Origin of the sequence: Streptomyces lancefieldiae, from assembly GCF_031845825.1 — a bacterium.
Lineage (GTDB): Bacteria > Actinomycetota > Actinomycetes > Streptomycetales > Streptomycetaceae > Streptomyces > Streptomyces lancefieldiae.
In genome coordinates this window covers 1-14,556 of record NZ_JAVRFH010000069.1, presented here as the reverse complement: position 1 = coordinate 14,556, position 14,556 = coordinate 1, and the positions used below count along the sequence as shown (strand labels likewise).

Here is a 14,556-nt window from a genome sequence, read left to right as displayed (position 1 = left end):
GGTGCGGCTCCGGCTCCGGGGGACGGGTCCCCGGAGCCGGAAGCCGCGTCCACCGGCTCAGTGGTCCGCGCAGCACGGTGTGGGGTCCGAGTCCTCGAAGGGGACCAGGGTGCCGCCGGCGGCGGGCATGGCGGCGAGGACCAGTTCGTGGTGCTCCCACCGGGGGCGGACGAACTCCCGGGTGACGAGCCGGGCCTCGGGGCCGGGCCCGTCGGGTGCGCCGAGGACGCGGACCCGGTCGATCGCCGAGCGGTCCAGCAGCTCGGCGACCGTGAGGGTGCCCGTCAGGGCGGCGGCGCCGGGGAACAGCACCGCGCGTCCGGGTTCGTCCCAGGTGCCGTCCGTCACCGTGTGCCCCTGGGCGGTGAGCCGGGCGCGCACGGCGTCGGCCACCGCCCGCGACCGGCCGGCCAGGGACAGTGCCACGCGCCGCCGGCCGGCCTCCCGCACCAGGTGGGTGCAGCCGAACACGTCCTCGGGGAGGGCCAGTTCGGCCGCGAGGTCCTGGAGCAGGCGGTCGGCCTCCCGGAGCTTCGTCACGTCGGTGTCGATGCGCAGGGCGTACGGCGGTGGGGTCACGAGGGCAGGACCCAGACCGGGTTGGAGTAGAACCACAGGTCGCGCCACGGGTCGGCGTCACCGACGACGTCGATGGCCGGGCCCGCCGGGTCGACCGAGGCGCCCCTCGCGCCCACGGCGGAGCGGTTGCCGTCGGTGCCGCGCAGGCGGAGGTAGACCGGGTGGTCGACGCGGCCGAGGTCGTAGGTGAGGGTGACCGTGCCGGTGGCCTTGTTCACCTCGTAGGACTTGACGACCCTGGCGGACGGGGCGGTGAAGGTGTCCTTGTCCTCGACCTCGCCGGTGACGTCGCCCTGGATGACGTCGACGCGGGCCAGCGTGGGCTGGAAACCGGCCCAGTTGGGGCCGCCGGCCAGGGCCACGTCCACGGTGAGGGTGACGCGGGTGCCCTTCTTGACCTGGAGGGCGCCGCCGAGGGTGGCCCAGCGGCTGCCGCCGGACACGCGGACGTCCAGGCCGCTGATGAGCTGGCCGTGGTCGACCCAGACGCGGCCGGCGCGGATGCCGTCCATGACGGCGGCGTAGGAGAAGCCCTCCGCGCCGACGTGGGTGCGGCTGTAGTAGCCGGGCCAGTAGTCGTTCTCCGTGGTGTCGATCGAGCCGCCGTAGACCGGGTCGTCGTAGCGGCCGTTGGCGTTGAAGTCGCCGCCGCCGCGGGCCGCGGTGTCGCCGTAGATCTGGTGGGAGTCGGAGTTGGCGGTGATCCACCAGGGCTTGCCCTCGGCGAGCAGGCTGTCCCACAGGCCGCCGACGGTGGCGGTCATCCAGTCGAAGCCGCCCCAGGTGCGGTAGCTCTCCAGGGGGTAGCCGGCGAAGGAGTTGCTGCCGGGGCTGTTGTCGTAGATGCCGCGGGCGCCGCCGGGGCCGAGCGGCTTGGGCAGGCCGCCGGCCTGGTGGCCCGGCGCGCCCTCCATGCCGACGGCGATGCGGTGGCCGGCGGAGGTGGCGTCGCGCCAGGCGCGGATCTCGTGCGGGGAGTCGATGCCCTTGCGCGCCGGGTGGTTGGCGAGCATGAGGGCGTCCTTGACCTTGCGTCTCCTGACCTGCTCGGAGAGGAAGGTCAGGCCGGCGATGGCGAGCGCCTCGTTGGCGGGCGAGGAGCCGGTGGCGGCCTTGACCGCGCCGTCGTAGCCGGTCTCGAACTGTTTGAGGACGGAGACCTCGTTCTTGCCGGGGTGCACGAAGACGGTGCCGTGCTCGGCGGCCGGGATGTTCCACTCCAGGCCCTGGAAGACGAGGGTGTCCTCGTAGGCGGCGCGGGCCTCCCTGATGTCCGGGTTGACCTTCTCCACCCCGATCCTGGCGTGCGTGCCGCTGCCGTGGTCGGTGATGACCAGCCAGTCCATGCCGTGCCGGGCGCCCTGGCGGACCTGGTCGACGACGCGGTACTTGCCGTCGCTGCTGTACTGGGTGTGGATGTGGTGGTCGCCGGCGAGCCAGAGGAAGCCCTTGCCGCGGCGGCCGTTGCTCGCGGCCCGCGCGGGGGCGGCGGTCGCGGTCTGGGCGAGGACGGTCCCGGCGGCCAGGCCGGCACCGAGCAGGCCCGCGCGGCGCAACAGGCCACGGCGCGACTGCTGTTCGGGGCTGAGGGCCTCGTCGGGCACGCTGGTGTCGAACGCGGCGGGCAGGGCCGGCGCGGCCTCGTGCTCGTGGGCGTGCGGGTGCGCGTCGCCGTGGTGGTGGCCGTGCGTGTGCCCGTGCGGGTGTCCGTGTCCGTGTCCGTGCGTGTGTCCGTGTCCGTGCCCCATGAAGCCCCTCCTGGAAGTCGCCGCCGTTCGCGGCTGTGAGGAGACTCCCGGCAGAAGATGAACGTTGAACGACTCGGAGGTGAGCCCCGCCTGCCGCCCTGTCTGCCCTAGCATGAAACCTAGGAGCCCTAGGAAGCCGGAAAGGTGGCCCATGCCCCGAGCGGGTCTGACAACCGACCGCGTCGTCGCGGCCGCCGCCGACCTCGCCGACGAGACCGGGTTCGAGAGCGTCACCGTCTCCGCGCTGGCCCGGCACTTCGGGGTGAAGGACGCGAGCCTGTACACCCACGTCAGGAACCTCCAGGACCTGCGCGTCCGGGTCGCGCTGCTGGCCGGCGGCGAGCTGATCGACGAGATCGCGACCGCGGTGGCGGGCCGGGCCGGCAAGGACGCCCTGACCGCCTTCGCGGGTGCCTACCGGGCGTACGCCCTGCGCCACCCCGGCCGTTACGCCGCGACCCAGATCCGCGTCGACCCGTCCCTGATCCCCGACTCCCCCGCCCTGCGCCGCACCGCCGAGGTCACCTACGGCATGCTCCGCGCCTACGGCCTCACCGAACCCGACCTCACCGACGCCGTACGACTGCTGCGCAGCACCTTCCACGGCTACTGCGCCCTGGAGGCCACCGGCGGCTTCGCCGCCCCGCGCGACGTACAGGCCTCCTGGGACAAGGCGGTCGAGGCCCTGCACGTGGCGCTGGAGCACTGGCCCCGGGAGCAGGACGCACGCGCGGTCGCTGACGGCACGCGCGGTCGCTGACGGCACGGCAGCGCGACGGTACGCCGCCGCGGCCCGTCCTCCTCCCGCCGCCCTCGGGAAACCCGGTCGACAGACCGGCCCCGGACGCACTGTGATGGCCACGGCCGCCCGCCGCACGGAGCGGGCCCACCTCGGGAGAGGCCCCTTGGCAACGGAGGAAGTGGCGGAAGTGGCGGAAGTGGCAGACACCGGTTCCGCGACCCGCGCCTCGATCGGTTCCGGGAACGGTTCCGAGGCCGGTTCCGGGATCGACTCCGTGCTCGTCCGGCGCCTGGTCGACACGCAGTTCCCGCAGTGGGCCGGGCTGCCCCTGCGGCTGCTCGACCCGGCCGGCTCGGACCATGTGATCCACCGGCTGGGCGAGGAACTGTCCGTCCGGCTCCCCCGTCACGCCGGAGCGGTCGGGCAGGCCGCCAAGGAAGCCGAGTGGTTGCCCCGCCTCGGCCCGCACCTGCCGTTGGCCGTCCCCGTCCCGGTGGCCGTCGGCGAGCCCGCCTTCGGCTGTCCGTGGCCGTGGTCGGTGTCGCGCTGGCTGCCCGGCGAGGTGGCGACCGTGGAGGCGCTGGGCGATTCATGCGAAGCGGCCGCCCGGCTGGCGGAGTTCCTGACCGCCTCCAGCGGTTCCCGCCCGGGGACGCCCGCGAGGACCTGGCCGGCCGGCCGCTGGCCGAACGGGACCGCGCGACCCGGGCCGCCATCGCCGAGGTCGACGGCGCGTTCGACGCCGCCGCCCTGACCGGGCTGTGGGACGCGGCGTTGCGGGCGCCCGCGTGGGACCGGCCTCCGGTCTGGTTCCACGGCGACTTCCACACCGGCAACCTGCTGACCGTCGACGGCCGCCTCAGCGCGGTCATCGACTTCGGCGGGCTCGGCGTCGGCGACCCGGCCTGCGACCTGACCATCGCCTTCACGCTGCTGTCGGCCGGGAGCCGGGCCGTCTTCCGTGCCGCGCTCGGCGTGGACGACGCCACCTGGACCAGAGGCCGCGGCTGGGCACTGGCCACCGGCCTGAACGCCTACACCCACTACGCCGCCACCCACCCGCGGATCGCCGCGCAGACCACCCGGCAGATCACCGCGGCCCTGGCCGGCTGAGCGCCTGCACCTCGTCGTACGCGGGCGTCGTGCCGCCCGGGACCCGGCCCGCGCCGATGTCGGCCATCGTCTCCAGGGCCGCGCCCAGGGCCCGCCGGTAGAGCAGCGAGCCGAGGCTGACGCGGCCCACGCCGAGGTCGGCGAGGCGCGCGAGGGTGGGGCCGGTGGGTGAGTAGAGGATGTTGAGCGGGACGTCGAGGTGGGCGACGAGGGACGCGATCCGGCCGGGGTCGGTGAGGCCGGGGACGAAGACGCCGTCGGCGCCGGCCTCGCGGTAGGCGTCCAGGCGTCGCACCGTCTCCGCGGCACGGCCTCCCCCGTACCCCTCCCCGTCACCGTCACCGTCGCCGAGCCAGTACGTGTCCGTGCGGGCGTTGACGAAGAGGCCGGGGGCCGCGGACTTGACCGCGGCGATCTTCGCGGCGTGCCGGTCGGCGGGCCCGAGGGCGTCCTCCAGGTTGATGCCGACGGCCCCGACCGCCGCCAGCTCCCGCGCGAACTCCCCCACCTCGTCGGGGTCGTCGCTGTAGCCGCCCTCCGCGTCGACGGACAGCAGGAACGGCTCCGAGCCCAGCGTGAGGGCCAGCCGCAGCGTCTCGTCGCGGGTCGCCGACGCCCCGTCGGGCAGCCCGGCCGCCGCCGCGACGCCGAGGCTGGTCGTGCCGACCGCCCGGAAGCCCTGCCCGGCCAGGGCGAGCGCGGAGGCGTGGTCCCAGGCGCACGGCAGCAGCAGGGGCTCGCCGGCCCGGTGGAGATCGGCGAAGACGGTCACGAGAGGTCCCCCACCGCGTCGGCGTAGTACACGGACTCCTCCAGGTGCCGGGCGAGTTCGCGGAAGCTCCAGCCCTCGCCCGGCGAGTGGTCGAGCTGCTCGTCGGTGAGCGCGTCGAGCCGGTTGGCCCAGATCCGGGCCAGCCGGGTGAGGCGGCTGCGGGCCTCGTCGAGGTCCTCCCGCGTGAAGGGAGCGCGGTCCGCCTCCGTCGTGATCGTGGAGGCGTGCCAGTGGTCGGGCTGCGGCTGCTCCCCCGCCAGCCGCGCCTCCAGTTCGGCGAGATGGTCGACCAGGTGGTCGGCGACCCGCCGGATCGCCTTGTGCGGGGTGTATACGCGGTCGTCGACGTGGGCGGGCCTCCCGTCCCAGCGGGTCCAGGTGGCGGCGAGCGCGAGGACGTGGTCGACCATGCCGGTGACGGCCTGGGCGGGTGTGATCGAGGTCTGCGTGGCGTTCATGTACCTCACGCTATGAGGCCGTTGGTTCGGTCACGGCCGAAGTGTTCCGGCAGGGCCGCCGCCGGAACACTTCGGACTCCTCCCCGGGACCGCGCCGGATCAGCGCGTCCGCACACCACCGCGCGGCACCAGACGGAGGGCGACCAGCTCGTCCCGCACCAGCCCCGCGTAGACGGTGGCGCCGTACGCGGAGGTGTGGGTGTTGTCCCGCTTCTCGGCGTAGAGGTAGAGGGCCTTGGAGCCCTCCACGCCCAGCGACTCCACGAGTGCCTTGGTCTTCGCGGTCAGGTCGATCAGCGGTACGCCCCCGGCGGCGGCGACCGAGCGGACGACGGCCGGATGGTCGACGCCGAGGCCGTTGACGAGCAGGGCGGTGCCGTTGTTCAGGGTGCCGTCGGCGTTGAACCAGCGGCGCACGACCGGCGTCACGAGGACGGGTTCTCCGCCCCGTTCCCGCACGCCCGCCACCAGTGCCTCCAGGTTGGCCCGGTAGGTCGCCCCGTCCGTCGTCTTGTCGTTGTGCGCGAGCTGGACGAGCACCAGGTCCCCGGGGCGGATCAGCGGCCGGACGGTGCCCCACAGCCGTTCGTCGGCCAGGTAACTGACCGTGCTCTCACCGGAGTCGGCGTGGTTGGCGACGGACAGGCCCTTGCGGAGGTACTGCGGCAGCTGCTGGCCCCAGCCGGAGTACGGCTCCCCCGGCTGGTCGCAGACCGTGGAGTCCCCGACGAGGAAGATCTGCCGCGCGTGCCGGGCCGGGGTGACCGTGACGCCGGCCAGTGCGGGCGCCGAACCGCCGATCGTCAGGTCCAGGCCGGGGGTGCCGTCGGGTCCGGTGGGCTCGCCCTCGGGTGTGCGGACGTCCACGGTGAAACTGCGGGCGACGCGCTCGCCGGCCGCGGTGGCGGTCTCGGGCAGCAGTGACCGCCGGCTCTCGCCGCTGATGGCGGTGCGGGCGGCGCCGTCGCCGCCGAGCAGCACCTTCACGTCGTAGGTGCCCGCCGGCACGTCGAAGTGGCAGGCGTTGGCAGTGCAGTTCCCGGGTGGGCGGGGCGCCGCCGCCTGTGCCGTGGTGCCGGTGGCGAGGGCACCGGGGACGGCCAGGCAGAGGGCGACGCCGACGGCGTACGCGCGTCTCATCTCAGGCCCGCCCCTCCGCCGTGTCGGCCACCGGGACGCCGAAGTCCGGGGTGCCGTCGGCCTTCCAGCCGAGCCGTTGGATGCGGGTGTGCCGGTTGGGATCGTGGAGGGGATCGCCGTCGATCTCCTTGTACTGGCGGGCGTGGTAGACGAGGACGTCGGTGCGGCCGTCCCGGTCGACGGTGAAGCAGTTGTGGCCGGGGCCGTACTGCCGGGTGGTGTCGTTGCTGGTGAAGACGGGGTGCGGCGACTTCGACCAGTTCGCGGGGTTCATCAGGTCGGCGTCCGCGTCGACGGTCAGCAGGCCCATGCAGTAGTTGGCGTCGGTGGCGCTGGCCGAGTACGTCATGAACAGCCGGCCGTTGCGGGCGATGACGGACGCGCCCTCGTTGACCTTGAAGCCGACGCACTCCCAGTCGTACTCGGGCGTGGACAGCCGCACTTGGGGTCCCGTGAGGGTCCAGGGGTTCGCCATCCTGGACAGGAACAGGCCGGTGTTGTTGTCCATGCCGGGCTCGTGCTGGGCCCAGGCCAGGTAGCGGCTGCCCCGGTGGGTGAAGGTGGTGGCGTCGAGGGAGAAGGTCTCCCAGGCCGTCCTCACCTGCCCCCGTTCCACCCAGGTGCCCCGGAAGGGGTTGGGGTGGGAGTTCTCCAGGACCCAGATACGGATGTCCCAGACGCTCTCCGCCGGCGCCGCGGCGAAGTAGATGTACCACTTGCCGCCGATGTGGTGCATCTCCGGAGCCCAGATGTGCGCGCCCATGTCGCCGGTGGCGTGCTTGCGCCAGATGACGGACTCGTCGGCGGTCGCGAGGCCGCCCAGGGTGCGGGAGCGGCGCAGGATGATGCGGTCGTACTCGGGGGCGGTCGCCGTGAAGTAGTAGAAGCCGTCGGTGTGGCGGCGGATGTGCGGGTCGGCGCGGTTGCGGACGAGCGGGTTCCCGTACGGGGCGGCCTTCCCCGGCGCGGCGGCGGACGCGGCCGCGGGGACGGCGGGAACGGCCGCCAGGGCTCCCGCGGCCGCGGCGCCCTTCAGCAGCAGGCGTCGGGCGGGGGCTGCGGGCTCGTCGGGCAGGTCGGCGGGCAGGTCGGCGGCGCGGCTCATGCGGGTCCCTCTCGACAGACTGGTTCGATATCACGGACGCTATTTGGCATGCCGAACGCCGAAAAGGTAAGGGGGCGACCGCCGGAGGTCAACGGGTCGGACGAGGTTGCACTAGCGTCGTGACATGACCAGCGACTTCGCCGAGGCCCTCGCCGCCGGCCCGCTCGTACTCGACGGCGGCATGTCCAACCAGCTGGAGTCGGCCGGGCACGACCTGAGCGACGAGCTGTGGTCGGCACGGCTGCTCGCCGAGGAGCCCGGGGCCGTCACCGAGGCCCACCTCGCCTACTTCGCGGCGGGCGCGGACGTGGCGATCACGTCCAGCTACCAGGCCACCTTCGAGGGCTTCGCCCGGCGCGGCGTCGGCCGGGAGCGGGCGGCCGAGCTGATGGCCCTCAGCGTGGAACTGGCCCGCGAGGCGGCCCGCAGGGCGCGGGTGACCCGTCGGCTGTGGGTGGCGGCGTCGGCCGGTCCGTACGGCGCGATGCTCGCGGACGGCTCCGAGTACCGGGGCCGCTACGGGCTCGGCGTCGGCGCGCTGGAGCGTTTCCACCGGCCGCGCCTGGAGGTCCTGGCGGCCGCCCGCCCCGACGTGCTCGCGCTGGAGACCGTCCCCGACACCGACGAGGCGGCGGCGCTGCTGCGGGCGGTGCGCGGACTCGGCGTACCGGCCTGGCTGTCGTACACCGTCGCGGGCGACCGCACCCGCGCCGGGCAGCCGCTGGAGGAGGCCTTCGCCCTGGCCGCCGACGCGGACGAGGTGATCGCGGTGGGCGTGAACTGCTGCGCGCCCGGTGACGCGGCCGGGGCGATCAAGACCGCCGCCCGCGTCACCGGCAAGCCGGTCGTCGTCTACCCCAACAGCGGCGAGGCCTGGGACGCGCGGGCCCGGGCCTGGCGGGGGCGTTCGTCGTTCGACGCCGAGCGGGTACGGGCCTGGCGGGCGTCCGGGGCCCGGCTCGTCGGCGGCTGCTGCCGCGTGGGTCCGGACACGATCGCGTCGATCGCGGCGGCACGCTGACACCGAGGTGCCCGGCGACCGCTCGGGCCGCACCTCCCCCCCTCCGTCCTCGCCTCCGAGGCCGGTGAGCGCGAGTTGACCCTCCCCTTACGTCAGGCTTGAAGCTGTGTGCCGACGAAAGGACAGGTGGATGAGCTACTCCGTGGGTCAGGTCTCGGCCTTCGCCGGCGTGACGGTGCGTACGCTGCACCACTACGACAAGGCGGGGCTGCTCTCCCCCAGTGAGCGCAGCCCCGCGGGTTACCGGCTCTACAGTGAGGCCGACCTGGTCCGTCTCCAGCAGATCCTCTTCTACCGTGAGCTCGGATTCCCCCTCGACGAGATCGCTGCGATCTTCGAGGACCCGCAGGTGAACGCCCTGGAGCGGCTCCGGGCCCGGCAGCGGCAGTTGAGCGAGGAGATCGCCAGGCTGCAGCGGCTGGCCGAGGTGGCGGAACGGGCGGTGGAGGTCCAGAAGACCGGGGTTTCCCTGACTCCTCAGGAACGCTTCGAGGTCTTCGGTGAGATCACCTTCGACCTGAGCTATGCCACCGAGGCGGAGCTGAAGTGGGCGCATTCGGAGGGGCAGCGCGAGGCGATGGCGCGCGCGACCGCCCACACCAAGGAGGACTGGCGCCGGCTCATGGGCGAGGCCGCCGCCTGGCGCGCGGAACTGCTCGCGGCCTTCGACGAGGGGGAGCCGAGCGACGGCGAGCGGGCCATGGACCTCGCCGAGGAGCACCGCCTGCACATCTCACGCTGGTTCACCTCCTGCCCGCCCGACATGCACCGGCGCATCGCGGACGACTTCGTCTCCGACCCCCGCGCCTTCGCCCTGGTCGTCCCGCCCTCCCAGCAACGTCCGGGCCTGGCCGCCTACACGTGCAAGGCGGTCCACGCCAACGCAGCCCGCCACACCGGCGGCCGTACTGATTCCGAGGAGTGCCGATGAGAATCCTGATCGCCGCGGCCGGATCGCGCGGCGACGTCGCGCCGTACACGGGCCTGGGCGCCGAACTGCGCCGGGCCGGCTACGACGTCACCCTCGCCACGACAGACACCTTCGCGCCCCTCGTACGCGACGCCGGGCTGGAATTCCGCGGCCTCCCCGCCGACACGCGGGGGCGCGGCGGCGCCCCGAGCAGCCGTGAACTGATGCGCACCGCGGCCACGTTCATCACCGAGCTGGGCCAGGGGTTCGCCGACGTACTGGCCCAGGGCGCGGATCTTCTCCTGCTGTCGACCACCACGGCCCCTCTCGGCTGGCACCTCGCCGAGGCCACGGGCACGCCCAGCCTCGGCGTGTACCTCCAGCCCACCGCACCGACCGGCGACTTCCCGCCCGTCGTCACGGGCACCCGCTCACTGGGCCGACTCGCCAACCGCGCAACCGGACGCTTCGCTCTCCGCATGGCCGACCGCGTCTACGAGCAGGCGGTCGCAGAGCTGCGCCACCGCCTCCAGTTGCCCCCGGCCTCCGCCACCGCGACGCGCCGACGGCAGGAACAGGCGAACTGGCCCATCCTGCACGGCTTCAGCACGGCACTGGTACCACGCCCCACCGGCTGGCGGTCCGGCCTGGAGGTCGTGGGCAACTGGTGGCCCCCTCACGATGCTGCCGAACGGCTGCCCGCGGACGTGGAGGACTTCCTCAGTGCCGGGCCCCGCCCCGTCCTCATCGGCTTCGGGAGCATGGCGGCGGGCGACGGGGAACGGCTCAGCGAGCTCGCCGTGCGAGCCCTGCGTCGCGCCGGGCTGCGCGGCATCCTTCAGGCCGGCAGTGCCGGGCTCGCGGCCGACGCCGACGACGTGCTCACCATCGGGGACCTTCCGCACGCCCTGTTGTTCCCACGGCTGGCCGCGGTGGTCCACCACGGCGGGGCCGGAACCTCGGCCGCCGCGTTGCGTGCCGGGGTGCCCGCGGTCACCGTACCGGTGACCGCGGACCAGCCGTTCTGGGCGGGGCGACTTGCCGCCCTCGGCGCCGCCACCGCTCCGATTCCCTTCCGGTCCCTCACCGCTGAACGGCTCGCCGAGTCACTCGACCGAGTAGTGAAGCAACAGGCACACAGCCGGGCCGCCGCAAGAGCGGCGCAGCACCTGGCGACCGAGAACGGAGCAGGCCGGGCGCTCCAGGCCGTCCGGCAGCTGACCGGGGGATGACGCTGGTCCGAGACGGTCCACGGACGCGACTCCCAAAGACTCCTGTCAGGACCTCCAGCCCACACCCACCTCGCACCACACGATCTTGCCGGGCTCCCGCTCCCCCACACCCCACTTGTCCGCCAGCTCCGACACGAGCAGCAGTCCGCGCCCGCCCTCGCCGGGCTCCTGTCCGGACGTCAGCGGCACCGCCGGTACGCCGTCCCCGCTGTCGTGCACCTCGACGCGGACGCCGTCACCGCAGGGCAGCAGCCTCAGCAGGAAGCCGCGGCCGGGTGGCACGCCGTGTACCAGTGCGTTGGTCGCCAGTTCGCTGACGCACAGCACGACGTCGTCCGCGCGCTCGCGTACACCCCACTCGGCGAGCGCCTCATGCGCGAACGCCCTCGCGGCGGGGACGGACCGGCGTTCCCTGCGGTAGAAGCGCTCACGTGGGGACAGGGGTTGAGTTTCCTTGTTCACGGGACGAGAGTCACGCTCCGTGGTCATGATGGGACAGAGCGCATGGCCGTACAGCCGGTCCGTACGGGTGCGCGGTGGTGAAGGTACGCGGAGTGACGGGGAGTTCGACCTCATGGGCACGACGGCACGGAGGAACGCCTCCGCGATGAAGATGGTGGGGGCGCTGCTCGCCCTCTACCGCCAGACCGCCGGACACACGCAGAGGTCGTTGGGCGAGCGGTTCGTCATCAGCGAGCAGCAGATCGCCTCGATCGAACAGGGCAGACGCCCGCTGAAGCCGGATCTCGCCGAGCAGCTCGACGAACTCCTCGGGACCAAGGGCGCGTTGTCGATCGCGCTGAGCAAGATGCCGGAGGTGGACCTGGTTCCGTTGTGGGCGGAGGAGTATCTGGATCGGGAGCGGGAGGCTATCGCGATCTCGGTGTACGACAGCCTGGCTGTGCCCGGGCAGCTCCAGACTGAAGGGTACGCGCGAGCGGTCTTCCGCAGCCGTGTACCCGTCTACGACGTGGACGAAATCGAGCAACTTGTCGCAAGGCGCATGGAGCGCCAGGAGATCCTGCACCGCAAGGTGCCGCCCACCACCAGCTTCGTCATCTGGGAGGCCGCACTGCGGGACCACCTGGGTGGGGAGGCGGTGTACGCCGAGCAGGTACGCAAGCTGCGGGAATGCGCGGACGTCCCAGGCATCACCCTCCAGGTTCTGCCGCTCGGCCGCACCTCACACGCGGGACTCGACGGTCCCTTCGTCCTCCTGGAAACCCCCGACTACCAGCGGCTCGCGTACATGGAAACCCAGCGTGGCAGCCATCTGATCGCCGACCCCGACGGCGTGGGGATCCTGACGCAGAAGTATGCGATGCTGCGGACGCAGGCCCTCAACACCGAGGATACGAGGGAACTGTTGGACCATCTCCTGGGAGAATCATGAGCAGCGGCACCGCACTTGTGTGGTTCAAGTCGAGCTACAGCGGCAGCGAAGGCGGCCAGTGCCTCGAAGTCGCCTACGAGTGGCGCAAGTCCAGCTACAGCGGCGACGAAGGTGGCAACTGCGTGGAAGTCGCCACCGAACCCACCACCATCCACATCCGCGATTCCAAGTCCCCCGACCCCACCACCCCCCACATCACCGTCGCACCAGACGCCTGGACCGCGTTCCTCGCGTGGTGACGTCGGCCTGCCACAGGTCGTACTCGGCGTCGCGCGGACCGTACGCCACAGTCGGCTCGCCCGCACCGAACACCCGCACGGGGTGTGTGGCGTCCCACGCCGCCCAGCCCGGGTCCCCGGACTCGACGAACCTGACCCACGCCCCGTGCATCGCGTCCGCCAGCTCCTGTGGCGCGCCCTCGCCCGCCAGCCTGCGTGATTCCGGCGCGTCCCCGGAGTCGAAGACGAAGCCCAGCTCCAGGGCGTGGCAGGCGCCGAGGTCGGGCAGGTTCGAGGGCCAGGCGAACTCGTAGACGTAGGACGATCCGGGCCGCGCGTCGGCCAGGCGGTGCATCGGGATGCGGAGCAGGTGGTCGGTGACGAGCTGGCCGACAATCTCGGCGGTGCCCGCGTCCGGGTGCAGGGCGCGGTAGCCGCGTACGACCTCGTGGCCGCAGCGGCAGCGGGCCCGCGCACCGGCCAGGGCGACCGTGCCGAGCCGGTCGACGCGTTCCAGGAGGCCGCCGGGGACGAGCCACAGCCGGTACTCGTCGCGGGTCCAGCCCATCATCAGGTCGACGCCTGGTGCCGCGTCGCCCTCGACGAGCGCCTCCAGGGGATCACGGGGGACCACGTCCCCGTCGACGACGATCCCGAAGGCGGGCCCGCCCAGGACGGGGCTGCTGAGCCTGCCGACCTCGGCCTGGGCGCGCAGCAGCTGGTCCCGGTCGGCGGCGGCGAAGGCCTCGGCCGTGGCGGGGATCTTCAGTCGGGCGGCCATCCTGCGGACCATGCGCCGTACCTTGTCGCGGTCGGAGGCCTCCGGCGCCCCGCTCTGCAGCACCGCCCGCCGGAAGAGGCCCTGGGCCTGCGGGGCGGCGAGGAGAGCGCCGGTGCTGATCGCGCCGGCGGACTGGCCCGCGAGGGTGACCCGGTCGGGGTCGCCGCCGAAGGCCGCGATCGAGTCGCGGACCCACTCCAGGGCGGCGATCTGGTCGCGCAGTCCCGGATTGGCGGGGGCGTCCGGGAACAGTCCGTAGCCCTCGACGCCCAGTCGGTAGTTGAGCGACACGCAGACCACGCCGTTCTGGGCGAAGCGGCGGCCGTCGTACACGGGTACGGCGGAAGAGCCCCTGGTCAGGGCGCCGCCGTGCAGCCAGACCACGACCGGCAGCCGGGCGCCGGGGCCCGGCTCGGGGGTCCAGACGTTGAGGTTGAGGCAGTCGTCGCCGGGGATCGCCGGGTCGGAGAGGTACTGCGCGAACGCTTCCGAGTACGGGGCCTTGGGGGCGGTCGGGCCGAAGGCGGTCGCGTCCCGCACACCGTCCCAGGGGGCGGGAGGCACGGGCGGCCGGAATCTTCGCGGGCCGACGGGCGGTGCCGCGTAGGGGATGCCGCGGAACACCGCGACGCCGTGTTCGTATCTGCCCCGTACCGACCCGTGGGGCGTGCCGACCACGGGTTCCGTCCGGCCTGCCATCATGCGCACCATCCTTTCGCCGCGCTGTGCCACCACCGTTCACCGTCGCCGCTCGTACAAGAGCGCCACAGCGCCAGAGCGTATTCCGGAGCCGTCGGTCGTACGGCGTCCTCGCTGTGTGACACGCGACGTCGCGGGGGGACAATGGAAGACACGCCCGCACGTGCTGCTGAGGAGGCCGTCGTGACCGTCGACCCTCACCACCCCGGCCAGGCCACCCCCGTGAGGATCAGCGAGGCCGACGAGGAACACGCCGTTCTCGCCTTCTCCGGCGACCTGGACGCCCATGCGCTGCGCGTACTGGAAGAACTCCTCCTCGACCCGCGGCTGCGCCGGCCGGGCGCGTGGACCCTGGAGATGAGCGGCTTGGACCACCTCGACCTGGCCTGCGCCTACGCCCTGCTGCGCGCGGTCAGCCGGGTGCCGGAACCGGCCGCCGTCACCGTCCATGGCGCCCACCCGGCCGTCCACCGCACCCTGCGGCACGCCGGTCTCGAGACCGTCGCGACCTTCACGCGCTAGGTGTATTGACCCGCAGCGTTGTTCACACGGCTGATGGGTGGCTTGCCGCCGAGTGCGGTGTGGCAGCGGTGGTGGTTGTAGGTGTGCAGGAAGTCTGTCAGGGCTGCGGTGCGTTCGGTGTTG

15 protein-coding genes and 2 pseudogenes are annotated in these 14,556 nt (G+C 73.0%); 8 read left to right on the top strand and 9 right to left on the bottom strand.

Going from position 1 to position 14,556, the window contains the following annotated elements; translation table 11 throughout:
* Positions 1 to 57: 57 nt before the first annotated feature.
* Positions 58 to 579: a hypothetical protein gene (locus RM812_RS36570; RefSeq protein ID WP_311583520.1), complete on the bottom strand. Its 522-nt coding sequence runs from the start codon at positions 577 to 579 to the stop codon at positions 58 to 60.
* Complete coding sequence (locus RM812_RS36565; RefSeq protein WP_311583517.1) at positions 576 to 2,327, bottom strand: PHP domain-containing protein; 1,752 nt, start codon at positions 2,325 to 2,327, stop codon at positions 576 to 578. Before RM812_RS36565 ends, RM812_RS36570 begins: the two co-directional genes overlap by 4 nt.
* A gap of 151 nt (positions 2,328 to 2,478) precedes the next feature.
* On the opposite strand from RM812_RS36565, the gene RM812_RS36555 reads away from it, so the two are divergent.
* Entirely contained in the window at positions 2,479 to 3,087 is a 609-nt protein-coding gene (locus RM812_RS36555) for a TetR/AcrR family transcriptional regulator (protein WP_394816565.1), read from the top strand.
* Positions 3,088 to 3,298: 211 nt separating this feature from the next.
* Positions 3,299 to 4,182, top strand: a pseudogene (locus RM812_RS36550) (aminoglycoside phosphotransferase family protein).
* On the opposite strand, the gene RM812_RS36545 reads toward RM812_RS36550, so the two are convergent.
* From RM812_RS36545 to RM812_RS36530, 4 genes are all read right to left on the bottom strand, one after another.
* A complete protein-coding gene (locus tag RM812_RS36545) occupies positions 4,160 to 4,954 on the bottom strand; it encodes an isocitrate lyase/PEP mutase family protein (protein ID WP_311583514.1) in 795 nt (264 codons plus the stop codon). The pseudogene RM812_RS36550 and the gene RM812_RS36545 sit on opposite strands and share 23 nt — an antisense overlap.
* Entirely contained in the window at positions 4,951 to 5,412 is a 462-nt protein-coding gene (locus RM812_RS36540; protein ID WP_311583511.1) for a hypothetical protein, read from the bottom strand. The genes RM812_RS36545 and RM812_RS36540 overlap by 4 nt, the downstream gene beginning before the upstream one ends.
* A 99-nt stretch (positions 5,413 to 5,511) precedes the next feature.
* Complete coding sequence (locus RM812_RS36535; RefSeq protein WP_311583508.1) at positions 5,512 to 6,552, bottom strand: rhamnogalacturonan acetylesterase; 1,041 nt, start codon at positions 6,550 to 6,552, stop codon at positions 5,512 to 5,514.
* Between the two features lies 1 nt (position 6,553).
* On the bottom strand, positions 6,554 to 7,657 hold the full coding sequence (locus tag RM812_RS36530) for a glycoside hydrolase family 43 protein (protein WP_311583505.1): 1,104 nt from the start codon (positions 7,655 to 7,657) through the stop codon (positions 6,554 to 6,556).
* A 124-nt stretch (positions 7,658 to 7,781) separates the two neighbouring features.
* Between RM812_RS36530 and mmuM the strand changes: the two genes are divergently transcribed.
* From mmuM to RM812_RS36515, 3 genes are all read left to right on the top strand, one after another.
* Positions 7,782 to 8,678, top strand: coding sequence for a homocysteine S-methyltransferase (mmuM, locus tag RM812_RS36525; protein ID WP_311583500.1), 897 nt, complete (start codon positions 7,782 to 7,784; stop codon positions 8,676 to 8,678).
* Positions 8,679 to 8,808: 130 nt separating this feature from the next.
* Positions 8,809 to 9,609 carry a MerR family transcriptional regulator gene (locus RM812_RS36520; protein WP_311583492.1) on the top strand — a complete coding sequence of 267 codons (801 nt, stop codon included), beginning with the start codon at positions 8,809 to 8,811 and terminating at the stop codon, positions 9,607 to 9,609.
* Entirely contained in the window at positions 9,606 to 10,820 is a 1,215-nt protein-coding gene (locus RM812_RS36515; RefSeq protein WP_311583489.1) for a glycosyltransferase, read from the top strand. Before RM812_RS36520 ends, RM812_RS36515 begins: the two co-directional genes overlap by 4 nt.
* Positions 10,821 to 10,865: 45 nt before the next feature.
* On the opposite strand, the gene RM812_RS36510 is transcribed toward RM812_RS36515, so the two are convergent.
* The gene (locus RM812_RS36510) at positions 10,866 to 11,282 is read right to left on the bottom strand and encodes an ATP-binding protein (RefSeq protein ID WP_394816564.1); all 417 of its coding nucleotides are present in this window, start codon (positions 11,280 to 11,282) and stop codon (positions 10,866 to 10,868) included.
* A 112-nt stretch (positions 11,283 to 11,394) separates the two neighbouring features.
* Between RM812_RS36510 and RM812_RS36505 the strand changes: the two genes are divergently transcribed.
* Together RM812_RS36505 and RM812_RS36500 are read left to right on the top strand one after the other, a co-directional pair.
* On the top strand, positions 11,395 to 12,213 hold the full coding sequence (locus tag RM812_RS36505; protein ID WP_311583482.1) for a helix-turn-helix domain-containing protein: 819 nt from the start codon (positions 11,395 to 11,397) through the stop codon (positions 12,211 to 12,213).
* Entirely contained in the window at positions 12,210 to 12,452 is a 243-nt protein-coding gene (locus RM812_RS36500; RefSeq protein WP_311583478.1) for a DUF397 domain-containing protein, read from the top strand. Before RM812_RS36505 ends, RM812_RS36500 begins: the two co-directional genes overlap by 4 nt.
* On the opposite strand, the gene RM812_RS36495 is transcribed toward RM812_RS36500, so the two are convergent.
* Positions 12,409 to 13,914, bottom strand: a complete 1,506-nt coding sequence (locus RM812_RS36495) for a carboxylesterase/lipase family protein (RefSeq protein WP_311583475.1) — start codon at positions 13,912 to 13,914, stop codon at positions 12,409 to 12,411. The two genes, RM812_RS36500 and RM812_RS36495, sit on opposite strands and share 44 nt — an antisense overlap.
* 180 nt (positions 13,915 to 14,094) lie before the next feature.
* On the opposite strand from RM812_RS36495, the gene RM812_RS36490 reads away from it, so the two are divergent.
* On the top strand, positions 14,095 to 14,433 hold the full coding sequence (locus tag RM812_RS36490) for an STAS domain-containing protein (RefSeq protein ID WP_311583471.1): 339 nt from the start codon (positions 14,095 to 14,097) through the stop codon (positions 14,431 to 14,433).
* Here RM812_RS36490 and RM812_RS36485 read toward each other — a convergent pair.
* A pseudogene (locus RM812_RS36485) lies at positions 14,430 to 14,556 on the bottom strand (IS481 family transposase); the annotation flags it as partial. The gene RM812_RS36490 and the pseudogene RM812_RS36485 sit on opposite strands and share 4 nt — an antisense overlap.

What these genes read in the sequence shown, in the direction of transcription:
- RM812_RS36520 (WP_311583492.1), top strand. Translation starts at nt 8,809, where the DNA reads ATGAGCTACTCCGTGGGTCAGGTCTCGGCCTTCGCCGGCGTGACGGTG.
- RM812_RS36540 (WP_311583511.1), bottom strand. Translation starts at nt 5,412, where the DNA reads ATGAACGCCACGCAGACCTCGATCACACCCGCCCAGGCCGTCACCGGC.
- RM812_RS36565 (WP_311583517.1), bottom strand. Translation starts at nt 2,327, where the DNA reads ATGGGGCACGGACACGGACACACGCACGGACACGGACACGGACACCCG.
- RM812_RS36505 (WP_311583482.1), top strand. Translation starts at nt 11,395, where the DNA reads ATGGGCACGACGGCACGGAGGAACGCCTCCGCGATGAAGATGGTGGGG.
- RM812_RS36500 (WP_311583478.1), top strand. Translation starts at nt 12,210, where the DNA reads ATGAGCAGCGGCACCGCACTTGTGTGGTTCAAGTCGAGCTACAGCGGC.
- mmuM (WP_311583500.1), top strand. Translation starts at nt 7,782, where the DNA reads ATGACCAGCGACTTCGCCGAGGCCCTCGCCGCCGGCCCGCTCGTACTC.
- RM812_RS36530 (WP_311583505.1), bottom strand. Translation starts at nt 7,657, where the DNA reads ATGAGCCGCGCCGCCGACCTGCCCGCCGACCTGCCCGACGAGCCCGCA.
- RM812_RS36495 (WP_311583475.1), bottom strand. Translation starts at nt 13,914, where the DNA reads ATGATGGCAGGCCGGACGGAACCCGTGGTCGGCACGCCCCACGGGTCG.
- RM812_RS36555 (WP_394816565.1), top strand. Translation starts at nt 2,479, where the DNA reads ATGCCCCGAGCGGGTCTGACAACCGACCGCGTCGTCGCGGCCGCCGCC.
- RM812_RS36515 (WP_311583489.1), top strand. Translation starts at nt 9,606, where the DNA reads ATGAGAATCCTGATCGCCGCGGCCGGATCGCGCGGCGACGTCGCGCCG.
- RM812_RS36535 (WP_311583508.1), bottom strand. Translation starts at nt 6,552, where the DNA reads ATGAGACGCGCGTACGCCGTCGGCGTCGCCCTCTGCCTGGCCGTCCCC.